The organism is Orientia tsutsugamushi str. Boryong, from assembly GCF_000063545.1.
Taxonomy (GTDB): Bacteria; Pseudomonadota; Alphaproteobacteria; order Rickettsiales; family Rickettsiaceae; genus Orientia; species Orientia tsutsugamushi_C.
Genome location: NC_009488.1, coordinates 1,212,336 through 1,237,087 on the forward strand (window position 1 = coordinate 1,212,336; position 24,752 = coordinate 1,237,087).

A 24,752-nucleotide genomic window follows, 5' to 3' on the forward strand; every position below is an offset into this window, starting at 1 on the left:
TTGCTTAGCAGCAAAGTATAGAACGATAAATAATTATTCATGAATTTTCAACCTTTTTGAACCTTCGCAATCTGTTAAATGATTATCATATAGCTTACAATATAACAAAAAAATAAATAAAGCACCATAATTTTTCTGAGTAGAATTTTGTATATCACTGCTATTAATCATTAATCTAACTTGCTATAAACTCAACTAATTTCAACAAAAACCCTTGAGCTGCAAAAGCATGCTCTAGAATGTGCTTATAATTTGATTTGATATAGCTATCTGCAAAGCTTGTTAAAGCCTTAATGAATATCTTTTTATTAACATTATCTTCATTTACAACTTCTAATTTACTAAACCATGTTTTATCAATAACTTTCTTATATTCGTAATGTTGAAGTATGTATTTTCGTACTTTGAACAATATAGAGTTAGAACCTAGCTCTTTACTAAGTTCTGAAAGGTAATCTTCATCACTTATTTGTTGCTGTAAAACTGTGGTTTTTTGATACTCCGTTGTGCTATTGGTAACTTGTTTTGATTCATCAAATGGTATAACTTGTAACTGCTCAATATCGTTGCCATGCACAGCTCATACCTCTTGTAGTATCTTGAATTTAATATGATCTGACAGTGAAATATTCTTAATCAACTTGATGTAATATTTGTTTTTAACTGCTGCTCCAAAATCACAAGATGTTAAAATTTGATAAGCAGTATCTGCTTCAAAAACTCCAGCTATTTTACGCTTCAACTGAGCCTTCATACTACGGTCTGTACCAGCTTCAATGTTTGCTATATACTGTTCTTTAAATCTTCCTACGTCATTAAATCGAAAATTTCCACTATTAGCCTGATCAGTAGTTAGTAATTCATTTGCTAACGCTTTTGCCATATAGTTTAGCACTGCTGTCTTATTTTCAAAATGACGTAGTAAATATTTATTTGATAACTTCAACAGTAATTGATTTATAAAGTATATGTTGAAGCTTCTACTAGACATACGTTGCAGTATAACTGCATCTTCTGGTGTTAGTGGATAAATAATCTGCTAGTCTTTTTCTTTTGAGCAAGCATTCATTCTTTTCAACCTCTAAATCCTTAGTAATAGCTGGAGTTGCTAACTCACTATTTTGCTCATAATCCTTGTTTGCTTGCTTTTCATTACTAAAATCACTAAGCTCATAGAAATTCAAATTCTGTTGTTGCTGTTGATCTTCTTTTTCATTTCCTACTAACTCAATTTCTATAAAATCATCAGATTCAGTATATTTAAACTTCAAATTTTGCTGTTGATCTTCATTTTTATTTTGATCATTCTCTACTAACTTATCTTCAGTAGATCTAGATCTATTATTATTTTTTTATTATTATTATATCTATATATGTAGCTGCAATTTTTTGCAGGTTCACCTGCAAATTCTTGCAAATTGATGTGAAAATTTTTTTGTTGTAGAAGGACAATTTTTTCTTCTTTTTTTCTTTTTCAGTGGAACGCTGAAAATTTTTTAGAAGTTTTATACAAAGAATATTACGTACCTTGAGATTGCCTTTAATTATTGTTCTATTTTCAACTTTAATAAAACCTGCATTTCTTAATTCAACCAAGCATTGCCTAACTCTGCGGTAACGAAGGTTTAACTCCTTTTCAAAAAAGTAATAACTTTCCTGTAATTCATCTATATCATTATTGTAATAGATCTGTAGTTTATATACTATCAATGATAGAAGCTGTTTAGATGTCTTGCTTAAAGCTTTAGCATTATCTCCAATCAGATCTTTCCATTCTGCTGGAACAAAATTTCCAATAAAACGATAAAAAACAGTTGCATTATTGCTACTGTTATTATTAGCAATTTTGCAATTATTGCTTGCCAAATTACGCAAATCTCGCACCATTTCAACCTCCAAAAATGTCAGGTATAGCAGGTGATTTAGGCAATTTTTGCTATCAAAAACCACGTTTTTATCCCGCGTAAATATAGCAATTTAGTAGCTATACTCAAAATTTAACACTCTGAAAGGCTTATAATAACTTAAGTAGTTTTAAATATTGAAAGGTATATATTACATCGATTCTACAAAGTTAGCAATTTGTCATAATAAACGTACCTCCAGCAATAGAGTTTTTAACAAAATTTCTAAAATTGGTAAAAATAGTTATGGCTGGTTCTTAGTCTTTAAGCTTCATCTTATAATAGACCTCTTTCGAAACTGGTTGACGTAGTTCAAAATTATAAATGCCAGAGATCAAATTAAATCTAAGACCTAATCTTTTACGTCTATTTTGATATTTATCAGCAATAATTTTGAACTACGTCAACCAGTTTCGAAAGAGATCTAATCAATAATAAAGGCGAAATAATGTCAGTTAAAATTATTAAAGGCAATAAAAGCGACCTATCTGTATCTTCAGTTTTTTCTAAAGGCTTATCTGGTAAATTGTTTAGTGATAAAGCTTACATATCTAAAAAGTTATTTCATCAACTGCTGACCAATTGTCTACGTTTATTTACTAATCTTCGTAAAGATATGAAAACATATTTATTGGACATACAAGATAAGCGGTTATTAAATAAACGTTCTTTAATTGAGTCTGTCTTTAATGTACTAAAAAAACATATGCATTTAGAGCATACTAGACACCGTTCTCCTCTTAATTTCTTTGTTCATATAATTGCTTCTCTTGCTAGTTATTCTATCTCTAAACTTAATCCCCATCCTATCTCTTCTTCTTCTCCTGACTCCTTATCCTAAATTGACGTTTGAAAGCAATAACTTCAGATAGGCCATAGGCAATAATATGAAATTATCAGGAAAATGTAATACGTGAAACCCATACGTTACGTTTGATATAGCATGTGATGGAAACTGTGATAACTAAACTACTGTGCCTTAACTTGCCCATCCTTAGAGGCGAAGATAATGGCAATATTTCTTTGTTAAATGACAAGATATACTTGCTAGCAATATTAGAGCAGCAAATATTAAATATACAGTACTGAATTGAGATTGTACTTAATGTAATGTATTAAAAATTATAACAAAAAATTGTGCTTTATATACCACTATGATTATACTTTTCATTTCCATTACTCAGCTCTAATCTGCTAATTATATCAAACTCAGGTTATAATCAAGGTGTTTTAGACAAACTTTTACTAGATTTGATAAAAATACTTTTTTCATCTAGTATATTTTTTACAGTTGTTGTTTTATAGTTACGATAAAGTAAGTGCACAGAGCCAGTTAAAGTAATTTTTGCGCGATTTAAAAATTATATTTACCATATAGTATTTTAATGATAAAATTGCTTTTGATAATTTTATTAGTGATATATACTTCTAAAGTAACTTAAGTAATTACTTAAAATAAAAAGATATGGCAAGATTTCCGATTACTATAAAAGGGTTTCATAAGCTTGAGCAAGAACTTAAGCATTTAAAGTATGTTGAGCGGCTTAAGATTACAACAGACATATCTACTGCTAGAGAGTTTGGAGATTTATCTGAAAATGCTGAGTACAAGGCAGCAAAGGAAAGGCAGTTATTAAATGATAAAAAAATTTACGACTTAGAAAATAAATTAGCAAATGCAGAAGTTATTGAAATAACTAAGATTAATAGTAACTCAGTTAAGTTTGGGGCGCGAGTAGTATTATTGGACCTAGATACTGAAAAGGAAGTAGTATATCAAATTGTTGGAGAGTATGAAGCAGATATTACACAAAACCTTATTTCTATAGCATCTCCAATAGCACAAGCATTGATTGGAAAAAAGGCAGGAGATATTATTGAAGTTATTACTCCTAAAGGTGGAAGATTTTATGAGCTACTAAAAGTTCAATATGTTGATTTTTAAAGTAATGCATTTAATTCATAGTTACATATAAAATAAAGAAATTGTTATGGATAATGAAATAGATAATTTACCAATATCAGCTTCAGATACAGATAATGGATTTTATATTTACTTACAAAAGATTAATAGAATTCCTTCTTTGACTGCCGAGGAGGAATATATGCTTGCAAAGTCTTATTTTGAGCAAAACAACTTAAAGGCAGCGCATTCATTAGTCAAAAGCCATCTTAAGCTGGTTGCTAAAATAGCTTTGTCTTATCGTGGCTATGGTCTTCCAGTAGTTGATTTAGTTTCAGAGGGGAATATAGGGTTACTACAAGCAGTAAAAAAATATAATCCTGAACTTGGCTTTAGGTTGTCTACATATGCAATTTGGTGGATTAAAGCTGCAATACAGGATTATATTTTACGATCATGGTCTCTAGTAAAATTAGGAACAACAGCAGCTCAAAAAAAACTGTTTTTTAATTTAGGTAAAATTAAAAATAAAATTACTAAGATGCATGCAAGAGCTATTAATTCATCTGATTATAAGCAAATTGCTGATGAGTCAGGAGTATCAATAGCAGAAGTATCAGAAGTTAATCAACGATTATCAAACTCCGATCTATCGCTTAATACTCCTATTAGTTATCACGAAGATGATGCTACTGAATTAGTTGAATTAGTACCAGAGCATAGACCAAATCAAGAAATAATTTTAGCTAATCAGCAGGATTTAAACTTAAAAAAAGAAGTTTTGGAAAACGCTTTACAAACTCTTACACAAAGAGAATTATATATTATTCGTGCACGAAAGCTACAAGATGAACCTGATACGCTAGAAAAATTAAGTTTGCACTTTAATGTCTCCAAGGAGAGGATTCGCCAGATAGAAAGCAAAGCTTTTGAGAAGCTACAGCAGTATGCAATGAACACTAAGCATAAGTTATTACATTTTGTTTAGTAATGTAGAGTAAGGCTTGATTTTTTTGCTGTAGTATAATATTTCAATTTCATTATTGCTATATAAGCTTTGATGCAAGATTTATACTTTATTACTTGAAGAACTAGATAATCTGTAAATTAAATATCAATAGTATAAATTAAACATTGTATTATCTTATTGTTTGCTACTTATTACTATTTACTATTTCTATTTTTTAAAACTCTTCAAGCGTATTTTTCTTTTGCTATTTATTGTACCAGTAATTAATAGACCTCTTTCGAAACTGGTTAACGTAGTTCAAAATTATTGCTGATAAATATTGAAATAGACGTAAAAGATTCGGTCTGAGATTTAATTTGATCTCTGGCATTTATAATTTTGAACTACGTTAACCAGTTTCGAAAGAGGTCTAATAAAAGCGAAATAATGTCAGTTAAAATTACTAAAGGCAATAAAAGCTACCTATTTATAGCTTCAGTTATTTCTAAAGGCTTGTCTGATAAATTGTTTTGTGATAAAGCTTACATACCAAAAGCATTATTTCATCAACTGCTAACCAACGATTTACGTATGTTTACAAATCTTCGTAAACATACGCAAACATACTTATTGAACATAGAAGATAAGCTTTTATTAAAAAGATGTTCCTTAATTGAGTTGTCTTTAATGTACTAAAAAAACATATGTATTTAGAGATACTAGACATCGTTCTCCTATTAATTTCTTGGTTCATATAATTGCTTCTCTTATACAACTTATTCTATCTCCAAACTTAACCCCTATTTATCTCCTCTTCTTTTCTTTCATCTATTCTATCCTAATCTGATGTTTAAATAGTATACTGTTATAATACATTTTGTCATGTTGAGTTATTCCTTTTTTTTATTTAAATTTTTCTTTATAACTCAACATTTTCTCTTCCTATACCTTTTATTCTATGCCTTTCATCTTTTTCTTATCATAATCTGACATTATTAAACTCTATTTCTTAACCTGAACTTTAATTGTTTTAGTACTTTGATCTTTCATACAAAAAGTCAGATCGAATGAATCACCAACTGTTAATTGTTTTGTAACTCCAGTTAGCATAATATGGAAACCTCCAGGTTTTAACTTAAATGTAGTTTGCAGAGGAATTAATAAATGCTCAATATGGCTCATACTAATAACTCCATTATTATCTCTTATGGATTGATGGAACATAGCTGCATTAGCTATATTAGGAGCAGAAACACCTATAATTTCAAGATTACTAAGAGACTGATTGTTAATTGTTAAGTAAACAGCAGTATTTTTACCTTTCTCTGCTGGTCTTGCCCATGCATTTAGGAATTGAACTGCAGTATTGCTAAATTCGTTATTATTAGATAGTGATGTATTGTCTTGGTCAAAATGTTGGCTATTGTGATGTACTAAGCAACAGCTAGAACTAACCTCTTTTGGCTCTAATTGAAGCTCTGTAGCATAAATTTGCCAAGTAAAAATATTTGATAAAGTTAATAAAATTACTGTACTTTTTCTCATATATCTTTCCAATTTGTAAAAAATAGTATATATAATAACTGTATTTCTTTATGTATAAAAGATAAAATGAATACAAAGTATAATTATTTATATTTATTATATCCAAAAGCAACATAGCTAATAAGTCTGATAATAGAAGAGATGTTACCATATCTCGCATTCTATAAGGTATGATCGAGTAATTATGAGGTAGTTTTGTGATTTCAGTTTTCATCAGCTATCTAGTCAAAAATAGCGTAAAAATTTCCCGCATTATGCTTTTCTGATAGCCTAGTGTTGCCTATGGATTATCTGCTGTTAATGCTTTCAAAAATCTATAATATAGAATTTAGTAATCATTATATAATTCCATCTTCTCAAACGGCTAGAGTTACCAATAGTATAAACTTTAAATTTAATGATGTAGAAAGATTTAAAGAACAGTATCTAACTAAGATTAAATCTATTATAGATCATAGTATAAAGGCTTAGTTGAAGCGTAAAATAGCTTGAGCTTTTGAGAGGCGGATACTGCTTATCAAATTTTGATCTCATGTGCTTTTGAGTAAGTAGTTGAAAACAAATATTACATCAAGTTACTTAAGAATACTTCACTATCAGATCATATTAAATTTAAGATATAGCAAAACCAGTAAAAACAGTTACGTTGTATACTGTCCAAAAATGGTGTCTACGCCACAGCAATACTTCATTCTTCTTGATTTAGCTTGAAACTATTTTTTCAATAAGATTTAGGAAAATAAGAAGGTAAATACTATAAATATATGTTCATTTTTTCTATCATAGTTTTTAAATGAGAACTTTTATAAAAACTTGCATTACATATCACAACTACAAAATTATTAAGGTAATTTCTGAATTAAATCCTGTTCTATCGAACAGTCAAAAATTGATACTGTTAGCAGCAATTTATCTACTAATCATCCTGTATAGCCAAGGAACTATAAAATAGTAGTTATATTATATACTTTTCGAAAAGGATATCTAGGGCATAGTGATAGCCAAACTATTATAACTGTTTTATAGTAGTTTAGCTATATATTAAAAGAAGAGTATAAATTGTTAAAATTAAGATTTGGTCTGGTGGTAGTATCATGTTGTCATAGACTAGTCAAATGGCATGGTTAACATAGTGCGATGTGAAGTTATGTATATGATTGTTTAACGGCGAGAGCAGATTAAACCTGTTGTTCTACCAACAGAAGCCTACTGGTACATGCAATGGAGTGATCCTATGTATGAAGCTATCAGGACAATACATTCAGTTGTTAAGAAGATTTAACTAACTTGAAGAAATAAGTTAGAGTAAGAGTTATTATGAGCTTTATACACTTTATAAAAGCTGCTATTTAGTTTATACTCGTTTGAGTTGATATATAAACTTAACTGTATTACAATATGATGATAACACCTTAATGATAATTGCGCAAATATAACGCAAATTTATATATGACACTTAGCTAATTGAGTGCTGATTTTAAATCCAACAACTTAAATTTATAGTTGATAAGCTTAGAGCAATCTACAATTGATAATGTTGCCCTAAAATATTTTTATTGTTACAAAATTATTATAAAATTATTTGCTTTTAAATAAAAAACATACTATAGATTCATAATTTAATCAAATTATAAAATAAGTTATTATTTAATTACTTCAATTTTAAATTTATGAATGTGGTGATAAATATGTCAGTTGGATAATTCCATCTTATCATATAACTTTCTTCTACTCCGCTTTTTCCAGCTGAAGCCTTTCAATTGATTTTTCAGATTTGGCTTTGATATATATTTTCCTTTTCGTGTTTTGTAATTCTATAGATGTTTTTATTATTCGTCTTTATTTCTATGCTCTACAGACATTAAACTGCTTTATTGCTTATATAGCTAAACTACTATAAAACAATTATAATAAATTGTCATAAAAAAAATTCATAGCCTAAGGTTAAAGTGTAAACCAGCTTTTTGATTTATGCTATATAATATAACTCTTCTAACTCTTAAGTTATCACAATAAATTTTATTTTGTATTTTTAAGCTGTTAATTTTGCGCTTAATCCATTAAATTATATGTATCTGTGACCTGAGAAAGGCTGAGGATCTTTTTTCTTAGCTTCGCTTGTCTTATTTTGTTGAATTTTTGATAAATCTTCATTACTCAGATGCTTTAGTATATTGAGTTTGACTTCAGGTGGTAGAACATTCCAACTTTCCTTGCTTTCCGTGGAATGTTCTTTAGGATGTTCTTTACATATATCATCCATTGATTCAAGTGCTCCATGTAGCAGCTGGTTTCTAGTACTTCCTGCATCTATATGTTTTTTGAGGTCATCGGAATATATAGGAAAATTTTCTTCACAACATTCATAAATTTTTTGAACTTTAGGATCATTTATATATCTTGATAATTCATTATCATCTGTTGTATTAGCAAGAAAAGCACTCAACATACTTTTTTTGCCACCACCAACTTTGATGTTATTTAGTTTTTTTCTAGTTCTTTTTCACACGCAAGCTTATACTCACTAAGAGTTAATGATTGTTGTATAAGTTGCTGATTTGTTAGGCTGCCTGCTGAATTAGTCTTTTTATCACTAGAATATTCTAACTTGGTAATATGAGCAGTTAAAAATTCAGGAATTCCTGTTTGCATATTGATGATCGAACTACATAAAATAGCATTACTCAGCGGTGTACAACCTCTGCTATCATATGCATTAATATCAGCACCATACTTTAATAAAGCTTGAATAGCTGGTAAGGCACTATATATTTTTTCAGCAGCATGATGTAACGGAGCGCTACCGTCATTGTTTTGTGCATTAACATCAGCTCCATGATGTAATACAGCTTCTACAATTCTTTCATTTGGAGCACGGCCTTGCGCAGCACAATGTAAAACACTGTTACCATGTTGACCTTTTAAATGCACGTTTGCACCACTTTCCAATAAACAAACAACAGTAGAGAGGAGTCCATTTCTTGCAGCACGATGCAAAGAAGTATCACCTACATTATTTTGTGCATTAACCATTGGCACCATGATTTAACAATATCTCAGTCACATCTAGGTGGTGGAAAATGGTTTGCTGCGTAATGTAAAGCTGTATTACCATTCTTATCTTGTAAATTAACGTTTGCACCATGGGTTAATAATGCTTGAGCAATTTTTAGTGATTCTGTACTTAGCAAACTAGAAACAGATTGGGAACTAACTAGTCTTGTTAATGCTAGGTGTAAAGGAGTACGACCCATGTTGTTTTGTACATCAACAATAGTTTTATTATAACTTAACAGTATTTCAGTTATTTTTAAATTGTAACACTGAGCAGCTAAATGCAATGGTGTGTTTTGATTATTATCTTGCAGTGTAGCATCAGCATTATGCCCTAATAGCACATTAATAATTTTTTCTTGTTTATATATACTGAACTGATAAATGCATAGGGGTTCTGCCATACCTATCTTGCGAATTAACAATAGTAGGATCTACATCTAAAATACGCTTTACAGCATTTACATCACCATGCTTAATAGCTAAACTCAAAGCAACAGTATTCATATTGATTACCTCTTAATCTTAGTTAATTAGCACTTTTCAATTTTAAATTGAGTTCAATATTATTCTAATTAATTAAACTATACAATTATTTTTTATTACCAAAGTTCGATATAAGGAGAATATAGCTAAACTACTATAAAACAATTATAATAATAAGATGTAATGAAAAAGTAATTAGTATGACATATACTATAGATTTTGGAAAAAAGTGCTAGCATAAAAGAAAGCGAGAAAATTAATTTTGAAAAAGTATCAAAACGTTTTGAGCTTGATCATGCAAAAACTCTGTTCTTTTATTAGCTAACTCAATAAATATCTCTCCTTTACGATATGACTGCCAGTTGCTTAAAAAATTCTCTATATTATTACTACCAACCATCAATACTTGCAGGCTACTTTCAGCTGGTAAATTTTCATCGCTTTTCAGAAATTCAGCAATTTCATTTTGAGCCGAAACGCTAGCTCCAACCAATGGCCATGCAAGCAATACAAAACCTATTGAACCACAATTAAAGAATAGCTGAGTCTCCTCATCATATGATTCATAGACAAAATGTTTAGAAAATCTTTCTCGATCAAAATCCTTATGTATGCTTGCGTTCACCTTGACTCTGTTTTGATTTAAATAAATTAATAAGATATTTTTTTGGTTTTTTAGGTGAAGTGTTAACAACAGCTACACCTTGAACTGCTTTAGATCGCTTACAGTATAGAACACAACGCCTTTTTGATTTAATTTTTGATGTTTCAACTTTCTCAACATTATCAGGGTCAAAAACTCCTTGAGCAGCCATTTTCTTTATTTCATATAAAGACTTACATTTTTGCCCTTTAGGAATTTTACAATCAAAATTACTTTCGAAAAAGAAGCTTGTTAGGCTCATACAGCCCAATAGCAATAATAAAAACTTCATTATAAATGCTCCTCTAACTTTTGTGATTGGTCGAATTTATTATGCAAATTAACTTTTTCATTGTTAGTTGATTGTGAATAAGTTAAATTATGTGGCTTCTTCTTGTGCTCACGTAAGTCAAAACCTTTTTTAAATACAACATCGATGACTCTACCTGACGCAATAAGAACGACTGGGCTCATAGAATCAGCTTGTTTTATAGCAAAATCAGCTAGCTTATCAAAAGCATTACTAGCTCCAGAGTAAGCTCCAGACTGAAGCGCATCTCCAATCTGAAACTCTTGTTGTTGATGACCTCCAGCTACTAGGTTTAAAGTTGGTAGCATATCAGGTTTAATAGCCTTAGCTTGTAGAAACTTAGCAATATTGCTAAATACTCCATTTAATGCAGCCATGCTTGCTATGTTAGACGATTTATCTACCACGATTCCTTTAATTCCAGAACGTCCATCTTCACCTATCAACCAGCCTTCCGCCTTGTTTTCAATAATATCTCCATAATGAAATTTTACTTTGAAGCAGTTTTAATATGCTTGATGCTGAGCTTAACAAGCTTTAAAGTAAAAACTAGCATTTTAAGCTAATTTTATTTTTCCTTTTGAATTATCCTTTTCAGCTTCTTCTGTAGCAGCATTAATAAGCGTTACATGGCTTGGAGTTTTTGGAGTAAAAGTTAACATTAAATCTTGAATTGTTTTGTGTTCTCCTATTACTGTTAAATAAAGCTTCTTTTCTTCTTCTCGTGGAGCAATAAACAAACATCCAGACTCATGAACTACAACTTCGGCTGCATTTTGAGGATACATAAAAATATCATTGATTTTTTCATCTTTAAGATTAATTCTTGTTGGCCCACTATCAGAAATCTCAAGCTTCAGCAAATTATCAACTTCTAACTCATATTCTACCGCATATACATCACTAAACTTGACTAAAGCAATAAACCCTATCATAAACCTCAAAATTCTAATACTCATTTTTTTATTCCATTCTCTTTAACGCCAGTTAACAACAAAAGGTAATTAGGACTTCGCTTGTAAGTCAAAAGGTAAGTCTTATCGACAGCTATATGTTTACTATCGCTAAACCAATAACGAAGCGTTCCACTAATTAATACTCCATCCTTTATCACTTCAACCTTCTTCGGAAAAAAGACTGAAGACACATTTGAGCCTTTAACAAATTGCAAGTGATCATGAAAAAATTTATTTAAAGATTCAGTATTACTAGATGCAACTTTCATGTCTGCTATTTGTCTTTCTACCTCATTTGGAGAAGTAGTAAATAAGAGTTTCGTTACATAAATTGCCCATTCCTTTAAATAGGTTTCATGGTAATTTTTTGATGAAACCATCATTTTACGATCAGGCTCCATTGCTGGAATTAATAACCACTTTTCTTCTTTGGTAATTGCAGCCATTATCGCAATTATATTAGCTGCAGCTAGCAATATAGTTACTGAAAGTAAGCATTTATTATATTTAACCAGCTCTTGTATAGCATTTTACTTAAAGAGATGATTCATTACTTGCCAACTTTTTTGCCCAAAAGCCTTGGATATCCTAATGGAGCTGGCAATAAACCTTTAGCTACTAAAAAACTTTTTAGCAAAAAATTCTCAGATACCTTCTTAATTTTCTTAAAGCAATAACATAGAGCAATTCCTCCAACCATAAAGGCTAGGCCTAATTTAGCATGCCTGCTGTTTAGTAGTACAATTCCTGGAGCTACTCCAGCTAGCACTACTCCCCATTCGTCAATGCTCAAACCCATATACTTCAACGGCCTCGATAATGCCCAACATAATTTTTGATTTTGTATAATCACCTTCAGCCTCAATTGTAGCATGAGATTTCTCATTCTGCTACTATAATGTTTAAATTAGCTAAATATCTTCAAACACAGATTTTACCTGCAATAATTAGTGTTCATATATGCATGTGCGACATGAAATCGCACTATTCTTACCACAACGTTTATATCAGTCAGATAGTATTATAAATATTATAACTTCTAGCACATTCACTAATTATTTGTATAGCCTTAGACATATACTCTCGTACTAACTCCATACAAGCTATAGTATAAGGTATTGTTGAGTTTGGATTAATATGATTCAATGCTATACTAATTGTCCTCTGACTTTCGCCTGCATCCCCCATACAACTTGCAAACGTCCTTCTTAGATCGTGTATTCTGAAATTTTTTATGCTTGCCTTTTCACAAATTATCTTCCATGCGGTATTTGGATGCGATAAGTGTCCGCTTTCGCTAGTAGAACTTGGTAGTACCCATTTACTTGTAGATATTAATTTCCTTGCTTGCAATATTTCCATTGCCTCATCTGTTAATGGTATATTTTGCGCCTTTCCGTTCTTAGTTTTTGGTATATGCCATATTTTTCTTTCAAAATCTATATTGTCCCATTCCATCTCTAACACATTACTTTTTCTAGCTCCAGTATATAACGCTAGTAATGCAAAATCTCTTATCAATGGACTTGCTTCTCCGCATAATACTTGTAAAAATCTACCCATTTCATCGTAACTTAGACGTCTCTCTCTTGCTTGCAGTTTATGCTGCTCTATCCCTAGAGTAGGATTGTTTTCTATTAATCCCCATTTTATTGCCTTATTAAATATAGTGCGTAAGGTTGCTAGCAATGCATTTGCTGTGGCATATTTTCCCTCTTTGCTGATATCATTGAATATTGGTTCAATATCACTCATTCGAATCTTGCTTATCTTTTTTTCATATAATGCTTGTGCATAAGTATGTACTCTGTCAGCATTCTCTTTCCAGTTTATAGTATATATTTTGGCATACTCTTCAATATACTTATAACACAGCTCTTTGAATGTAATATCGTTAGCTTTTCTTTCTCTTTCTTTTATACGATTCTCATTTTCTTCTATCTGTTGTTGATGTTTTACTGCTCTTGGATCTATTCCGTTCGCCATTAATGTCTTTAATTCTCTTGCTATTTTTCTAGCTTCTTTAATAGATAAATATGGAAATTCCACTATCCTTATTTTTAAACTCTGGTTTTTATATTTTTGTTCTAAAATCCATGTTTTTCTTACTATTCCTCCACAGACTGTACATGAGATTTTCAGTTTAAGTCCTATTATATCTGGATCGTGGATAATTAATAATTTTTCTCCCTTAGGAATTTTAATTTTACGTAGTGCTCGATTTATAAACTTTGATGATATTGAAGTCATAATCACCCCACATAATATTAATATTTATTATTAAAGTATTACGTTTAATTAAACAGATGATCTATATTATACTTTTTATTTGATAGCAAATTTTTATACTAATTTGTTCATAATACATATAACTTAAAAATCACTTATCAATCCTAGATTGTATATATTTTTCGATCATTAGATTAACCTCTAGATTGAAAACTGGCCCCCAATTTCCTAAATTTTCTGTCAACCTTTTGTCAACCTTTTGCTTTAATTTTTTTGTTATATTGACAAATATTGGAAATATATTTATAGTTAAAGTTGAAGCTTGATTAAAAATATTAATAAAAGTTAACACAAGTTAATAGTAGGTTCTATAAAGTATAGAAGTTAATAAAAATTAACTTTTCTTCTCCCTTATATTTGATCTACCTTTGCATTTTTACCTATAGAACATCTTATTAATAACATTATCTTCATTTACAACTTTTAATTTACTAAACCATGATTTATCGATAGCTTGACCATAACTTTTAATCAAAGATTCTCGTACTTTGTACCAAGTTGAGTTGGAGTCCAATTGTTTACTCAGATTCAAGAGATACTCTTCTTCATTGATTTGTTTCTGTGAAACAGTTTTGAGTTGCTCAAATGGTGTAACTTGCAATTCTTGAATTTAGTATCCATATACATCTTGTACAGCTTGTAATATCTTTGATTCATCACATTCTGTTAGTGTGATATTTTTAAGCAACTTAACAAAAAACCTAGTTCGAACCGCTGGCCCAAAACTACAAGAAGTCAAAATTTGATAAGCCATAGCTGCTTCAAAAGAACCAGCAATTTTATGCTTCAACTGACTTTCCTTACTAAGATTTGCGCTTGTTTCAATTTGAGCAAGATATTTTTCCTTATTAAATTTTTCTACGTTATCAAATTTACAGTTGCCACTATTTGCCTGATCAGTAGTTCGTAATTCATTTGCTAACGCTTGTGCTATATAGTTTAGAACTGATGCCTTACAGCCAAAATGATAATCCGGAGATCGACCTGCTAGCTTTAATAGCAATTTGTTGATAAAGTATATGTTAAAACCTCTATCAGACTTATGTTGCAGTGTAACTACATCTTCTGGTGTTAGTTGGGTAAAAGTCTTCTAGCCTGTACCTTTTGAACCATTCTTTTTTACCATTCGAAGACTTGAGAATCTTTGTTATTAGTGATTCAATGTCTTTATTGCGATTTTTAGTTGAAGTCCGTATATCATTTGCAAAATCATCAACATTTTGAAAATTTTGTTCTTCATTTTCATTTTTGTTATTCTCTACTAACTCACCTTTAGTAGATCTAGATATTTTAGATTTTTTTATATATCTATATATGTCCCTGAAAAAAGTTTCAGGTTGACCTGAAATTTCTTTCATGTTGGGACGAAATTTTTTTTCTGGTAAGGCTATATTTTCTTCTTTTCCTTTTTCACTATAGTGCTGAAAATTTTTCAGAATTTTTATGCAAGGGACATTACGTAACTTAACATTGTCTTTAATTATTGCCCTATTTTCAACTTCAATAAAACCTGCATCTCTTAATTCTACTAAGCATTGCCTAACTCTTCTTTGACCAACATTCAGCTTATCTTCATAAAGCTGATAACTTTCCTGTAATTCATCTATATCTTTGTTGTAATAGATATGTAGTCTAAATACTATGAATGATAAAAGCTGTTTAGATGTTTTACTTAATGCTTTTCCATTATCTCCACTTAGCTTTCTCCATTCTGGTGGAATGATATTTCCAATAAAGTTATAAAATATTGTGTCATTATTGTTACTATTATTTTTAATAATATTACAACTATTAGTTAAAAAATCGAATACTACAGGGCGCATTTTTCATCTCCAAAAATACAGCTATAGTAGGTGTTTTAGAAAATAATTTTTTTATAAAATTACAGTCAAATTTTTGTTCAAAAGGTTGAAAATAGGTTGAAAAAAATCATTATGCCAAACATATATAAATCTTCATACTGATACTATCTGCCTTAGAAGACCAATTTTTCCTATAGATCATGTTATTACATAGAAGATAAGCAGTTATTAAAAAACGTTCCTTAATTGAATCTGTCTTTAATATACTGAAAAAACATATGCATTTAGAGCATACTAGACATCGCTCTCCTATTAATTTCTTTGTTCGTATAATTGCTTCTCTTGCTAGTTATTCTATCTCCAAACTTAATTCCAATCTTATCTCCAAATAAGTGAATATTTCAACAATAGTTGAATGCTAAAAAATATAAAAAAGATGAGAACAAAGCAGTAATATTAAAAACTGCTATAGCCATAAAAAAACAAGAAGAATTATTATAATAGATCCCCTTCGAAACTGGTTAACGTAGTTCAAAATTATAAATACCAGAGATCAAATTAAATCTAAGACCGAATCTTTTACGTCTATTTCGATATTTATCAGCAATAATTTTGAACTACGTTAACCAGTTTTGAAAGAGATCTAATGTCTATTCTAACGGTATCAATTTTTGATTGCAATGTTAATACTGCTATTTTTAACTGTTTGATAGAACAGGATTTAATTCAGAAATCACCTCATAATTCTGTAGTTATGATAGACAATGCAAGTTTTCATAAACGTCATCATTTAAAAACCATCATAGAAAAGAGATATATAGTCATTTACAATGAGGTTTGAGCATAAAAAGAAGAGATAAAAATTAATAGTATTGGTTATAAAGTTATTTTTTTGCTACCTTATTCTCCAGATTTAAACCTATTGAAAAAATAATTTTAAGCTAAATTAAGAAGAATCAAATATTACTATGACGTAGACACCATTTTCGATTCAAAAAGTATATAACATAACTGTTTTACAGTGCTTTAGCTATAGAATTTGTACTATACGCTGAATTAGTATTATTAAATGTGCTATCTTTTATATTACTTAAATTTAGGTCAGTATTATTTAAGTTGGCATTATCAAAATTAGAATTTGATATCTTAGCTAATGTAAATTTAGTATTGGTAAAATTAGAGTTTTTAAAATCTGATTGATTAATTTTTGCTTCATGAAAATTACAGTTGCTAAAGTCTGAATCAGTAATGCTTGTATTAGATATGCTAGTTCTTCTGAAAATACTATTTTGTAAATTTATATTAGATAAATTATATCCTGATATTTTTAACTCGCTAAAATTCATTGAAGATAGATCTTGGTAGCTAAATGCTTGGTTTAAACTATAAGCAATGTTAGCAGTTATTGCATTCTCAATTTTATCAGAATTTAGAATAATACAATTTGTTAATTGGAGCTTATTAAAATCACAATTTTTATGAGTAACATTGTTCATTATTCCACCAATCATAACTGAATTTTTCAATGAGCTTGAGTCAAAAAAATTATTAATAAAAGCTGCTTGTTGCAAATTTAGTAAATTTAAATAGCTATGATAAAATTTGTTGTCTCTAAATCTTGTTCTAATTAAAACAATATTATTAAAGTTTGACTCTTTAAAAGTTACATTAATAAGTTCACTATCATCCATATAGGAATCTTTAATTACTAACTTACTAGATTCGCTATGCTTAATAGCTATATTATTTAGCTGCGATTGATTTATAGTAGTATTAGAAATTGCTCCTTGTGTAATAATAGCAGAGTTAGCTTGGCATTCATGAATTACTGTATTATTTATGTTGCTCTTACTAAATGTTACTTTATTTAATTGATTTTTAATAAAAACCACCTTATCTAATGTAGTTGTTGAAAAATATGCTTGTTGTAGATCGGAGTGATCAAAAGTTGTATTTGTTATGACAGATAACAATATCGGTACATTAGTTAAAGATGATTGGCTAAACCTCGAATTGTTAATTTTAGTATTATCAATAACAGCATGTGATAAAATTGAAGAAAAAAAAGTAGAATTATCAATCGTGCTATAATTAAAATCGCTGGATTCAAGGTAGTTCGCAATAACTTTAGTAAAAGAAAAATGTGAATGCGTTAAATCTGCTCCTAAAAAATTATTGTTTATTAGTTTACTACGATGAAACTTTCCAAGGCTAATACTAGCACTTTGAAAGTTTGAATTAACAATAGTACTGTTTAAAAAATGAATGGATTTAGCTATAACATTTACAAATTTAGTATTTTGTATATTACATGCATCAAAACGACTGTCTTCTAAGTTTGACCTAGAAAAATCAGAATTGTGAATCTCTGATTTAATAAATTTAGATGCTCCAAAATCAGCATTAATAGCTTGAAACTGAGACATCATAGATTGTTCCAGTTTACATTCCTGTATTACAGAGCCATTAGCTGTTGCATTAGTAAGATCGCAGTAAGATAAATTTACTCTTATGAATTGAGCATTGCTAATATCTACGTTTGAAAAATCAGTATGACTTAGGTCTAATGATATCAACCTTAAACCACGTAAATTTGTACCAAACTTTTTCTTTAGCTCTATTGGAGCCTTTTTAGCGTTTTGAGTATCAATATACTTTCTAATTTCTTCATTTTGTTTTGGAGTAAGTAATTTGTTTTTGGGCATAATGCCAACACGAGCTCTGTGTGCTGTTAGTAGCAGCAGAACCATCATTATATTAGTCAGTTTTAAAACCATTCTCGGTATGTATTTACGTTTTTTAATATTAAGTGTTTTAAAATACCTAAAGAACAATCATCTGTCTATCATTAAAATATATCATTAAAGGAATATATTATTACCAGTTAAGCTAGACACTCTTTATTTTGCTGTCCTGTTGCAAGTAAATTATCATCACTCGGATAATCATTATTATGTGCATCTTTATTACTACAATTAATGTTCAGCAATTTAAGCTTTCGATGTAATGCTGACCTTTCCATTCCAACAAAAGCAGAAGTTTTAGAAATATTATTATTAAATCTATTCATTTGAGCAACAAGATATTCACGCTCAAATACTTCTCGAGCTTTTCTTAAAGGCATAGACATCATATTAACCTTAGCCTTAGATTTTATAATACTTACTGCCTTATTATTGATAATATCATGTGGAAGCATATCTACCTCAATTTCATGGTTGCTATTTGATGTTAGTGGATTCATGATTAAGGTCCATTCTATTGCATTTCTCAATTGTCTTATATTTCCTAGCCAATCATAAGCTTGCAAAGCTGCAATTGCTTCATTTGAAAACTTTCTGGCCTTCAATCCAGATGACTTTGCTAGCTGCTGAACAAAATGTTGCACAAGCAGAGGAATATCTTCCTTACGCTTAGCAAGTGATGGAACATGAATTGGAATCACATTTAGCCTGTAATATAAATCCTGTCTAAATCTTCCTAGTGTTACTTCTTCTTGAATATTTTTAGCAGTAGCGCTAATTAATCTAATATTAAGTTTAACTGATGTACTAGAACCATTTTTTTCGAAATTATTATCTTGTAAAAATTTCAGTAATCGAGATTGAAGGCTTAGAGGTAAATCAGCAATTTCATCAATATAAAGTGTACCATTATTGGCAGCTTCAAGCGCGCAAACCTTATAAGTAAAATCTGAGTTGTTATTAATATTTCTCTCACCAAATAATTCGTATTTTGCTTGTTCTTCAGTAAGAGCTGTTGGACAAAAAGTAACAAATGGTCCTAATGCATATTTTGAACGCCGATGAATGAGTTGTGCTACTAGCTCCTTTCCACACCCAATATTACCAGTAATCATTACTCTGCCAGAAGTTGGCGAAATTTTCTCTATTTCTGCTTTAAGTTTGTTGATTGCAGGTGACTGCCCTATAATCTCTGATCTATCAATTACTTTGGTTTTAAGATCAATGTTTTCTTTTTTTAACCTTGCTGTTTCACATGCTCGCTTTAATACTGTAACTATTTTGTCAGCTGTAAATGGCTTCTCTACATAATCATATGCTCCCATTTTGATAGCAGTAACTGCTGTTTCAATTGTAGCATGACCACTGATAATTATAACAGGAACTAAAGGATGTTTTTTTCTTATAATTTCTAATATTCCTAATCCATCTAAATCACTGCCATGCAACCATACATCCAGAATTACTATTTTAGGTAGTTTTACATCTAGAATACTTAGTGCTTCAGAGCTATTTTCAGCAGTGGTTGGTGTAAATCCTTTACTTTTAACAATATCTGATAGCAGTGCTCTAACATCGTGTTCATCATCTATTATTAAAACATGGCCCATAATTTATCTCCTGAGAATTGTACTAATGATTTAAGTGGTTAACTAAAATTTGCTTATAATCTTAAATTAGTACTCTATTCTAGATAAATCAATAAGAAATAATTATTTTAACTATAAAATTGATAAAAATTAGTGCTATGCTACTCATAGCACCGATTAAGACAGGTTTGCAATTTTAAATTGTCAAATATAATTTGAACTGCTGCTCCTCCATTTGGTAAATTTCGAATTTGTAATGTACCAAAGTGATCCTCAACAATTTTTTTTACAATGGAAAGTCCTAAGCCACTACCTCGTAAGCGTGTTGTAACATATGGCTCAGTAATATAGTTAATTAAATCTAGAGAGAATCCATTGCCAGTATCTTGAACCTCAATAGTTACAATTTCAAAGACAGGTTGTTGTAAGAATATTTTAATTATTTTAGTGGAATGAAACTTAGATTCCAAAGATTCTTCAGCATTGTTTAATAAGTTCGCAATAATTTGATGAATTTGAGTAACATCTGCTACAAAATCTAGTTTGCTGAGTGTACTAATAAACTTATACTGTATTTTCTCATTTATTATTTGCCTTGATTCAACTAACCCTTTAATCACTGCAACTAGATCGCAGTTAGTAAACTTAGGAACTGGTATTTTAGCAAAATCAGCAAATTCTTTAATAATTGTTTTAATATCTTTAGCATGCCTTGAGATAGTGTTTAGATACTTTGTAAACATAATAGGATCACTTACTTCTTTACCAAATTTATCTGCTAGCATACTAGCAGATAGCTGTATAGGAGTAAGTGGATTATTAATTTCATGAGCTACTTTTCTTGCTATATCAGACCAAACTAATGTTTTCTGCGTTATTGTTAAATCTTTGTTTTGATATTCTAATTGCTTTATCATTTGGTTAAATACAGAAGTTAGAAAATCTAATTCATTCTCAATATTTGTGTGCTTTAATTGAATATTTAGCTTTGCTAGTTTAATAGATTTAGTCGCAGTAACTAATAATTCTGTAACCGGTAGAAAAATTCTATTTGCTAAAATCAAGCTCATATGAATTGCTATTAGCAGCATTAATAAAGCAATACAGAGAAAAGCAATTAAACATTTTACCTGTAGTAAAATTAGTTGATATTTTAGCTTAATATATTCTTGATTAGAATCAAAATTTTTAGTTAGATAATCTATAATTTCTTTATGTTTTAAAAAGTGCCAAAGCTTGTTAGTGTTAGTGTATAATTTTGCTATTTTCTTGCTAGTTAGCTCATTTGCTATATTCAACATCGTATTTGGTTCGTTAGAGTTGCTCTTTAAATAAAGCCTGCTAATTGTTGATGAATAGCAAAAAATTTTGTTAATATATTGGTCAAAGTAATTTTGAATAGCAAAGTTAAAAAAAAATATAAACAATACTGCAAGCGCAATTATTGGTATTACAGCAGTTATACTAAAAGTCACTGCAACTTTTTGTTGTAACCTTTCAGTCACTGTTTTAACATTATATCTTAAGTATTTCCATACTACTTTAGCTAGTAATATTATGATAATTAATAAAGATGTGAAATCTAATAATAAAGAATAACTGATAAATTTAGAGTTATAGGTAATATAATCCTTAGTAAAAAAAACAATAAAGAAGTATACTGAATTAAGCAGTAGAATTAGGCTATAAATGCAATATAAGACTACTGTTTTTTTGAATGAATTTGATATTTTATTGTTAGTAGCCATATTTTTAACTAATTTAAAGTTATTAATATTTTTATCAACTATTAATATTAAGCAATATTTTTAATGATATATTAAATTTTTTTTATTTATAGCTGAAGCTAAATGTGTACTGTTGTTTTTATTACTTAACTGCTGTTATCAATAAGGTATCGAAAGAACACAAGTTCGATATAAGAATAGATTAATTAGTAGAAAGAGGTATTGCAACAACCGCTTAAACACTATAAAATAGAAAACAAGATAAGTAATATTAAAACCTGCTAGAGCTATAAAAAGAAACAAACATAACTGTGATGATCTATCTAGCAGATATTTTCTAGTGAATAGAAAGTTTTGAAAAGAAAGAATTGCAAAATAATGTTTAACACTATACATACATCTCAATATTTTGCACCACTTACTCTCCCTATATTTTGATACATTACTTATATCGAACTAAAATTAAAACAACCATCAAAAAGCTGAATTATTATAGACAAATAGTTATGAGTGGATTATATATATTTGTTATATTAGCTTTTATTTATTTTCTTTAAAAAGATTTAATGTATTTTTGGCTTGGTAGCTCAGTGGTAGAGCGTAGGACTGAAAATCCTTGCGTCGCCGGTTCAATCCCGGCTCAAGCCACCATATTTACTCATGCTATCTTGAGTACTTTTGAATTTATTGACTTAGCTTGAATCTATTACTCTTCAATTTAGTCTTATATTCACATTCTTGTTTATAACAATATACTTCTACTATATTGGACTTATTCAATATAGCGGCATCAATTATCTTTGCTGTAGTGTATTTGCATTTATCATTTGGTATTACACTAATTATCAAATCAGCTGGTACGCATTCAGTATTTTTAAATCTAATAGATACTATTTTACCTGAGTTAGTAATAATTCTATGGTTCAATGTTTCTATTGCACTATCACGAAATAGAATTTCATCCTGCCCATACCAATTACTCCAATAATTTAAAAAAAAATCTGGTATGTTAGAAGAAGCATGTATCTCGAATTTACTATTGGCATTCTTAATACCAAGAGCTGTAAGTTCACCATTGAAAACAAGATCTGGTTTAGAAACTAATGCTGCTCTTATAATAGCTATAATAATTATTACTACTCCAATCATCCTCCAGCATTTATGCCAAATAACTACCCATAAGAATCCAAACAAATAGAGTAATAAGCTAACATCATCAATATGCCCAAAGTAAGTTACTGCATACGGAAGCGTTGAGATTATCTTAGCTATTTTAATTATAACATCAACTCCTTGCCCTGCTAATAACAAGGAATAGTTTTCTATGTTAAAAGGCATTAGTAATAAAGATACCAGAGTTAATGGCATAACCCAAAATGCTGTTAATGGCACTATCAATAGATTTGCTAATACTGAGTAGTTAGGGAAACTGTAAAAATGATATATTACAATTGGAGCAGTTGCTATGCTAGCAAAAGCACTTGAATATATATTTGACTCAAAAAATAGCTGTATTTTAGATAATATATCTTTTTGATCTACATTGAATTTATATAGCTGTATAACACTTTGGAGCTCATAGCAACTAATCAATGATATCACAGCTATAAACGATAGCTGAAAACTCGGATGCATAATATATTCTGGATTAAATAACAGAATTATAATAGCAGCTAAGCCAACTGATCGTAATGGAACTACTCCACGCTTTATTAGCACAACTACCATAGTAGTTGAAGTCATTATAAAAGCTCTAATTGTAGCAATATGCCCATCAGCTAATACTAGATAGCAAAAACTACCTATTAAAGACATTATTATTGCTATAGTTCTTACATCACAATTAAAAGCAACAGTGGTTGATAAATTTAAGATAAATCTGCATCCAATAAACAATGCAATTGCAACCATAGAAAGATGTAATCCTGATATGCACAATATGTGTGATACTCCAGCTTGCCTCATACTGATAATAATATCTTTATTAAGTGCATGATTTTCTCCTAATAAAATCGCATTAATAAAACCACCTAAATAACTATCTAAAGCATCTATAACTCTATCATGTATTTTAATTCTAATATACTCAATAGTAGCAATTAATTTATGGCTTAGTAATCCATTGTTTTGATTATTACTTTGAACTAATTTCACTGATGATGTTGCATAACCTATTGCGCTGATATTGTTAAAATATGCAAGTATATTGAATGGTAATTCATTAATCATTAGTGTATTACTTGTTGGAGGATATAAAGTTACATTTAAAGTAACTTGATCTCCAACCGTAATATTATGCACTTGTTTTCTAAAAGCTGATATTTTTATACTTGCTAATGTATTATAATTATCAAGTGTTTCAACATAGCAGTTATCAATAACTAGTATCACTCCTCTAGAAGTAGGATGAATTTTTTTTATTGTTCCATAAATTTTAGATTTTATAATCGTATCAATATGGTATGTGTTTGCGGTTAAATATCTTATTTTACCAACTATGATACCTAAATAGCAACAAAACAGAATTAACAGTAATGTTCGGCTTAAAAAGCTATTTCTTATAACTATGAAAATAACTATGAAGATTGGTAATACAAGCAAAATTTGCCAAATCTGGAGTTCAAAAGGCAAAGCAAAATATAGCGCTATGCCAAATATAAAACTAACAATAAACCATAAACCAATATTATGATACTCTTCTGCTATTAATTTATTAACTGAAGATATAATCATTAATTTGTTATTAGGTTGTGTTGTAAAATCAAAATTTGATCTGACTAGATAAAATATTATAGAAACACAGAAATTATACTTCTTTCATTTCTTCTATGTTTCTATCTTAATATTTATG

The 24,752-nt window shown here is 29.5% G+C and carries 27 protein-coding genes, 1 tRNA gene and 5 pseudogenes; 8 read left to right on the forward strand and 25 right to left on the reverse strand.

Going from position 1 to position 24,752, the window contains the following annotated elements:
- Positions 1-33: 33 nt before the first annotated feature.
- From OTBS_RS14255 to OTBS_RS12400, 5 genes are all read right to left on the reverse strand, one after another.
- A complete protein-coding gene (locus OTBS_RS14255; RefSeq protein ID WP_157866353.1) occupies positions 34-171 on the reverse strand; it encodes a hypothetical protein in 138 nt (45 codons plus the stop codon).
- 4 nt (positions 172-175) lie between these two features.
- Positions 176-577, reverse strand: a complete 402-nt coding sequence (locus tag OTBS_RS12395; RefSeq protein WP_232488911.1) for a DnaA N-terminal domain-containing protein — start codon at positions 575-577, stop codon at positions 176-178.
- Between the two features lie 3 nt (positions 578-580).
- Complete coding sequence (locus tag OTBS_RS16540) at positions 581-991, reverse strand: hypothetical protein (protein WP_232488912.1); 411 nt, start codon at positions 989-991, stop codon at positions 581-583.
- Entirely contained in the window at positions 984-1,271 is a 288-nt protein-coding gene (locus OTBS_RS15140; RefSeq protein ID WP_173361678.1) for a hypothetical protein, read from the reverse strand. Before OTBS_RS15140 ends, OTBS_RS16540 begins: the two co-directional genes overlap by 8 nt.
- Positions 1,272-1,344: 73 nt before the next feature.
- Positions 1,345-1,887: a hypothetical protein gene (locus OTBS_RS12400; protein WP_232488913.1), complete on the reverse strand. Its 543-nt coding sequence runs from the start codon at positions 1,885-1,887 to the stop codon at positions 1,345-1,347.
- Positions 1,888-2,041: 154 nt separating this feature from the next.
- Between OTBS_RS12400 and OTBS_RS17605 the strand changes: the two genes are divergently transcribed.
- The 6 genes and pseudogenes from OTBS_RS17605 to OTBS_RS18395 all read left to right on the forward strand — a co-directional run bounded on the left by OTBS_RS17605 (position 2,042) and on the right by OTBS_RS18395 (position 5,452).
- Positions 2,042-2,215, forward strand: a complete 174-nt coding sequence (locus tag OTBS_RS17605) for a transposase (RefSeq protein WP_410517953.1) — start codon at positions 2,042-2,044, stop codon at positions 2,213-2,215.
- A gap of 113 nt (positions 2,216-2,328) precedes the next feature.
- Positions 2,329-2,745: pseudogene (locus OTBS_RS17610) on the forward strand (transposase); the annotation flags it as partial.
- Positions 2,746-3,369: 624 nt separating this feature from the next.
- Positions 3,370-3,849: a transcription elongation factor GreA gene (gene greA / locus OTBS_RS05820; protein ID WP_011944831.1), complete on the forward strand. Its 480-nt coding sequence runs from the start codon at positions 3,370-3,372 to the stop codon at positions 3,847-3,849.
- Between the two features lie 46 nt (positions 3,850-3,895).
- Positions 3,896-4,795, forward strand: a complete 900-nt coding sequence (rpoH, locus tag OTBS_RS05825; protein WP_011944832.1) for an RNA polymerase sigma factor RpoH — start codon at positions 3,896-3,898, stop codon at positions 4,793-4,795.
- A 278-nt stretch (positions 4,796-5,073) separates the two neighbouring features.
- Positions 5,074-5,169: pseudogene (locus tag OTBS_RS14260) on the forward strand (IS5/IS1182 family transposase); the annotation flags it as partial.
- A 34-nt stretch (positions 5,170-5,203) separates the two neighbouring features.
- Positions 5,204-5,452 (forward strand): transposase, encoded by a 249-nt coding sequence (locus tag OTBS_RS18395; protein WP_041621263.1) that lies wholly within the window; start codon positions 5,204-5,206, stop codon positions 5,450-5,452.
- A 306-nt stretch (positions 5,453-5,758) separates the two neighbouring features.
- On the opposite strand, the gene OTBS_RS05835 is transcribed toward OTBS_RS18395, so the two are convergent.
- From OTBS_RS05835 to OTBS_RS12420, 15 genes and pseudogenes are all read right to left on the reverse strand, one after another.
- A complete protein-coding gene (locus OTBS_RS05835; RefSeq protein ID WP_041621264.1) occupies positions 5,759-6,301 on the reverse strand; it encodes a copper chaperone PCu(A)C in 543 nt (180 codons plus the stop codon).
- 2,065 nt (positions 6,302-8,366) lie between these two features.
- Complete coding sequence (locus OTBS_RS16550; RefSeq protein ID WP_041621265.1) at positions 8,367-8,750, reverse strand: PRANC domain-containing protein; 384 nt, start codon at positions 8,748-8,750, stop codon at positions 8,367-8,369.
- A 32-nt stretch (positions 8,751-8,782) separates the two neighbouring features.
- Positions 8,783-9,334 carry an ankyrin repeat domain-containing protein gene (locus OTBS_RS16555; RefSeq protein WP_232488942.1) on the reverse strand — a complete coding sequence of 184 codons (552 nt, stop codon included), beginning with the start codon at positions 9,332-9,334 and terminating at the stop codon, positions 8,783-8,785.
- Positions 9,335-9,357: 23 nt separating this feature from the next.
- The gene (locus OTBS_RS16560; protein ID WP_232488943.1) at positions 9,358-9,759 is read right to left on the reverse strand and encodes an ankyrin repeat domain-containing protein; all 402 of its coding nucleotides are present in this window, start codon (positions 9,757-9,759) and stop codon (positions 9,358-9,360) included.
- 359 nt (positions 9,760-10,118) lie between these two features.
- Positions 10,119-10,466 (reverse strand): annotated as a pseudogene (locus OTBS_RS05850) (TraC family protein); the annotation flags it as partial.
- Positions 10,447-10,776: a hypothetical protein gene (locus OTBS_RS05855; RefSeq protein ID WP_011944836.1), complete on the reverse strand. Its 330-nt coding sequence runs from the start codon at positions 10,774-10,776 to the stop codon at positions 10,447-10,449. The gene OTBS_RS05855 and the pseudogene OTBS_RS05850, both read right to left, overlap by 20 nt.
- Entirely contained in the window at positions 10,776-11,240 is a 465-nt protein-coding gene (locus tag OTBS_RS05860) for a TrbI/VirB10 family protein (RefSeq protein WP_011944248.1), read from the reverse strand. The genes OTBS_RS05855 and OTBS_RS05860 overlap by 1 nt, the downstream gene beginning before the upstream one ends.
- A gap of 111 nt (positions 11,241-11,351) precedes the next feature.
- The gene (locus tag OTBS_RS05865; protein WP_011944247.1) at positions 11,352-11,753 is read right to left on the reverse strand and encodes a hypothetical protein; all 402 of its coding nucleotides are present in this window, start codon (positions 11,751-11,753) and stop codon (positions 11,352-11,354) included.
- Positions 11,750-12,274, reverse strand: coding sequence for a type IV conjugative transfer system protein TraE (locus OTBS_RS05870; RefSeq protein ID WP_232489023.1), 525 nt, complete (start codon positions 12,272-12,274; stop codon positions 11,750-11,752). Before OTBS_RS05870 ends, OTBS_RS05865 begins: the two co-directional genes overlap by 4 nt.
- 26 nt (positions 12,275-12,300) lie before the next feature.
- A complete protein-coding gene (locus tag OTBS_RS05875; RefSeq protein WP_011944246.1) occupies positions 12,301-12,636 on the reverse strand; it encodes a hypothetical protein in 336 nt (111 codons plus the stop codon).
- A gap of 125 nt (positions 12,637-12,761) precedes the next feature.
- Positions 12,762-14,000, reverse strand: a complete 1,239-nt coding sequence (locus OTBS_RS05880; protein ID WP_080571797.1) for a tyrosine-type recombinase/integrase — start codon at positions 13,998-14,000, stop codon at positions 12,762-12,764.
- 130 nt (positions 14,001-14,130) lie between these two features.
- The gene (locus tag OTBS_RS05885) at positions 14,131-14,331 is read right to left on the reverse strand and encodes a hypothetical protein (protein WP_011944470.1); all 201 of its coding nucleotides are present in this window, start codon (positions 14,329-14,331) and stop codon (positions 14,131-14,133) included.
- Positions 14,332-14,415: 84 nt separating this feature from the next.
- Complete coding sequence (locus tag OTBS_RS16565) at positions 14,416-14,553, reverse strand: hypothetical protein (RefSeq protein ID WP_232488944.1); 138 nt, start codon at positions 14,551-14,553, stop codon at positions 14,416-14,418.
- A gap of 96 nt (positions 14,554-14,649) precedes the next feature.
- Positions 14,650-15,042: a hypothetical protein gene (locus tag OTBS_RS16570; protein ID WP_232488945.1), complete on the reverse strand. Its 393-nt coding sequence runs from the start codon at positions 15,040-15,042 to the stop codon at positions 14,650-14,652.
- 37 nt (positions 15,043-15,079) lie between these two features.
- The gene (locus tag OTBS_RS12420) at positions 15,080-15,862 is read right to left on the reverse strand and encodes a hypothetical protein (protein ID WP_232488946.1); all 783 of its coding nucleotides are present in this window, start codon (positions 15,860-15,862) and stop codon (positions 15,080-15,082) included.
- Positions 15,863-16,065: 203 nt separating this feature from the next.
- On the opposite strand from OTBS_RS12420, the pseudogene OTBS_RS12425 reads away from it, so the two are divergent.
- Positions 16,066-16,233, forward strand: a pseudogene (locus OTBS_RS12425) (transposase); the annotation flags it as partial.
- Positions 16,234-16,362: 129 nt separating this feature from the next.
- Here the strand turns inward: OTBS_RS12425 and OTBS_RS14270 are convergent.
- From OTBS_RS14270 to OTBS_RS05905, 4 genes and pseudogenes are all read right to left on the reverse strand, one after another.
- Positions 16,363-16,458, reverse strand: a pseudogene (locus tag OTBS_RS14270) (IS5/IS1182 family transposase); the annotation flags it as partial.
- Positions 16,459-16,857: 399 nt separating this feature from the next.
- Positions 16,858-18,594: a pentapeptide repeat-containing protein gene (locus tag OTBS_RS05895; protein WP_232488947.1), complete on the reverse strand. Its 1,737-nt coding sequence runs from the start codon at positions 18,592-18,594 to the stop codon at positions 16,858-16,860.
- Between the two features lie 131 nt (positions 18,595-18,725).
- On the reverse strand, positions 18,726-20,195 hold the full coding sequence (locus tag OTBS_RS05900; protein ID WP_011944838.1) for a sigma-54-dependent transcriptional regulator: 1,470 nt from the start codon (positions 20,193-20,195) through the stop codon (positions 18,726-18,728).
- Between the two features lie 140 nt (positions 20,196-20,335).
- Positions 20,336-21,679, reverse strand: coding sequence for a sensor histidine kinase (locus OTBS_RS05905; protein ID WP_232488948.1), 1,344 nt, complete (start codon positions 21,677-21,679; stop codon positions 20,336-20,338).
- A 798-nt stretch (positions 21,680-22,477) separates the two neighbouring features.
- Here OTBS_RS05905 and OTBS_RS05910 point away from each other — a divergent pair.
- Positions 22,478-22,552: transfer RNA gene (locus OTBS_RS05910), tRNA-Phe, on the forward strand.
- A gap of 33 nt (positions 22,553-22,585) precedes the next feature.
- On the opposite strand, the gene OTBS_RS05915 is transcribed toward OTBS_RS05910, so the two are convergent.
- Entirely contained in the window at positions 22,586-24,634 is a 2,049-nt protein-coding gene (locus tag OTBS_RS05915) for a ComEC/Rec2 family competence protein (RefSeq protein WP_011944840.1), read from the reverse strand.
- Positions 24,635-24,752: the final 118 nt, after the last annotated feature.

Coding starts and splice junctions, on each gene's coding strand:
- OTBS_RS16560 (WP_232488943.1), bottom strand. CDS start 9,759: ATGGCAGAACCCCTATGCATTTATCAGTTCAGTATATATAAACAAGAA.
- greA (WP_011944831.1), top strand. CDS start 3,370: ATGGCAAGATTTCCGATTACTATAAAAGGGTTTCATAAGCTTGAGCAA.
- OTBS_RS05835 (WP_041621264.1), bottom strand. CDS start 6,301: ATGAGAAAAAGTACAGTAATTTTATTAACTTTATCAAATATTTTTACT.
- OTBS_RS12420 (WP_232488946.1), bottom strand. CDS start 15,862: ATGCGCCCTGTAGTATTCGATTTTTTAACTAATAGTTGTAATATTATT.
- OTBS_RS14255 (WP_157866353.1), bottom strand. CDS start 171: ATGATTAATAGCAGTGATATACAAAATTCTACTCAGAAAAATTATGGT.
- OTBS_RS16540 (WP_232488912.1), bottom strand. CDS start 991: ATGTCTAGTAGAAGCTTCAACATATACTTTATAAATCAATTACTGTTG.
- OTBS_RS05855 (WP_011944836.1), bottom strand. CDS start 10,776: ATGAAGTTTTTATTATTGCTATTGGGCTGTATGAGCCTAACAAGCTTC.
- OTBS_RS16555 (WP_232488942.1), bottom strand. CDS start 9,334: ATGGTTAATGCACAAAATAATGTAGGTGATACTTCTTTGCATCGTGCT.
- OTBS_RS05915 (WP_011944840.1), bottom strand. CDS start 24,634: ATGATTATATCTTCAGTTAATAAATTAATAGCAGAAGAGTATCATAAT.
- OTBS_RS05875 (WP_011944246.1), bottom strand. CDS start 12,636: ATGAGAAATCTCATGCTACAATTGAGGCTGAAGGTGATTATACAAAAT.
- OTBS_RS18395 (WP_041621263.1), top strand. CDS start 5,204: ATGTCAGTTAAAATTACTAAAGGCAATAAAAGCTACCTATTTATAGCT.
- OTBS_RS05880 (WP_080571797.1), bottom strand. CDS start 14,000: ATGACTTCAATATCATCAAAGTTTATAAATCGAGCACTACGTAAAATT.
- OTBS_RS05865 (WP_011944247.1), bottom strand. CDS start 11,753: ATGAGTATTAGAATTTTGAGGTTTATGATAGGGTTTATTGCTTTAGTC.
- OTBS_RS05900 (WP_011944838.1), bottom strand. CDS start 20,195: ATGGGCCATGTTTTAATAATAGATGATGAACACGATGTTAGAGCACTG.
- rpoH (WP_011944832.1), top strand. CDS start 3,896: ATGGATAATGAAATAGATAATTTACCAATATCAGCTTCAGATACAGAT.
- OTBS_RS16550 (WP_041621265.1), bottom strand. CDS start 8,750: ATGTTGAGTGCTTTTCTTGCTAATACAACAGATGATAATGAATTATCA.
- OTBS_RS05895 (WP_232488947.1), bottom strand. CDS start 18,594: ATGATGGTTCTGCTGCTACTAACAGCACACAGAGCTCGTGTTGGCATT.
- OTBS_RS12400 (WP_232488913.1), bottom strand. CDS start 1,887: ATGGTGCGAGATTTGCGTAATTTGGCAAGCAATAATTGCAAAATTGCT.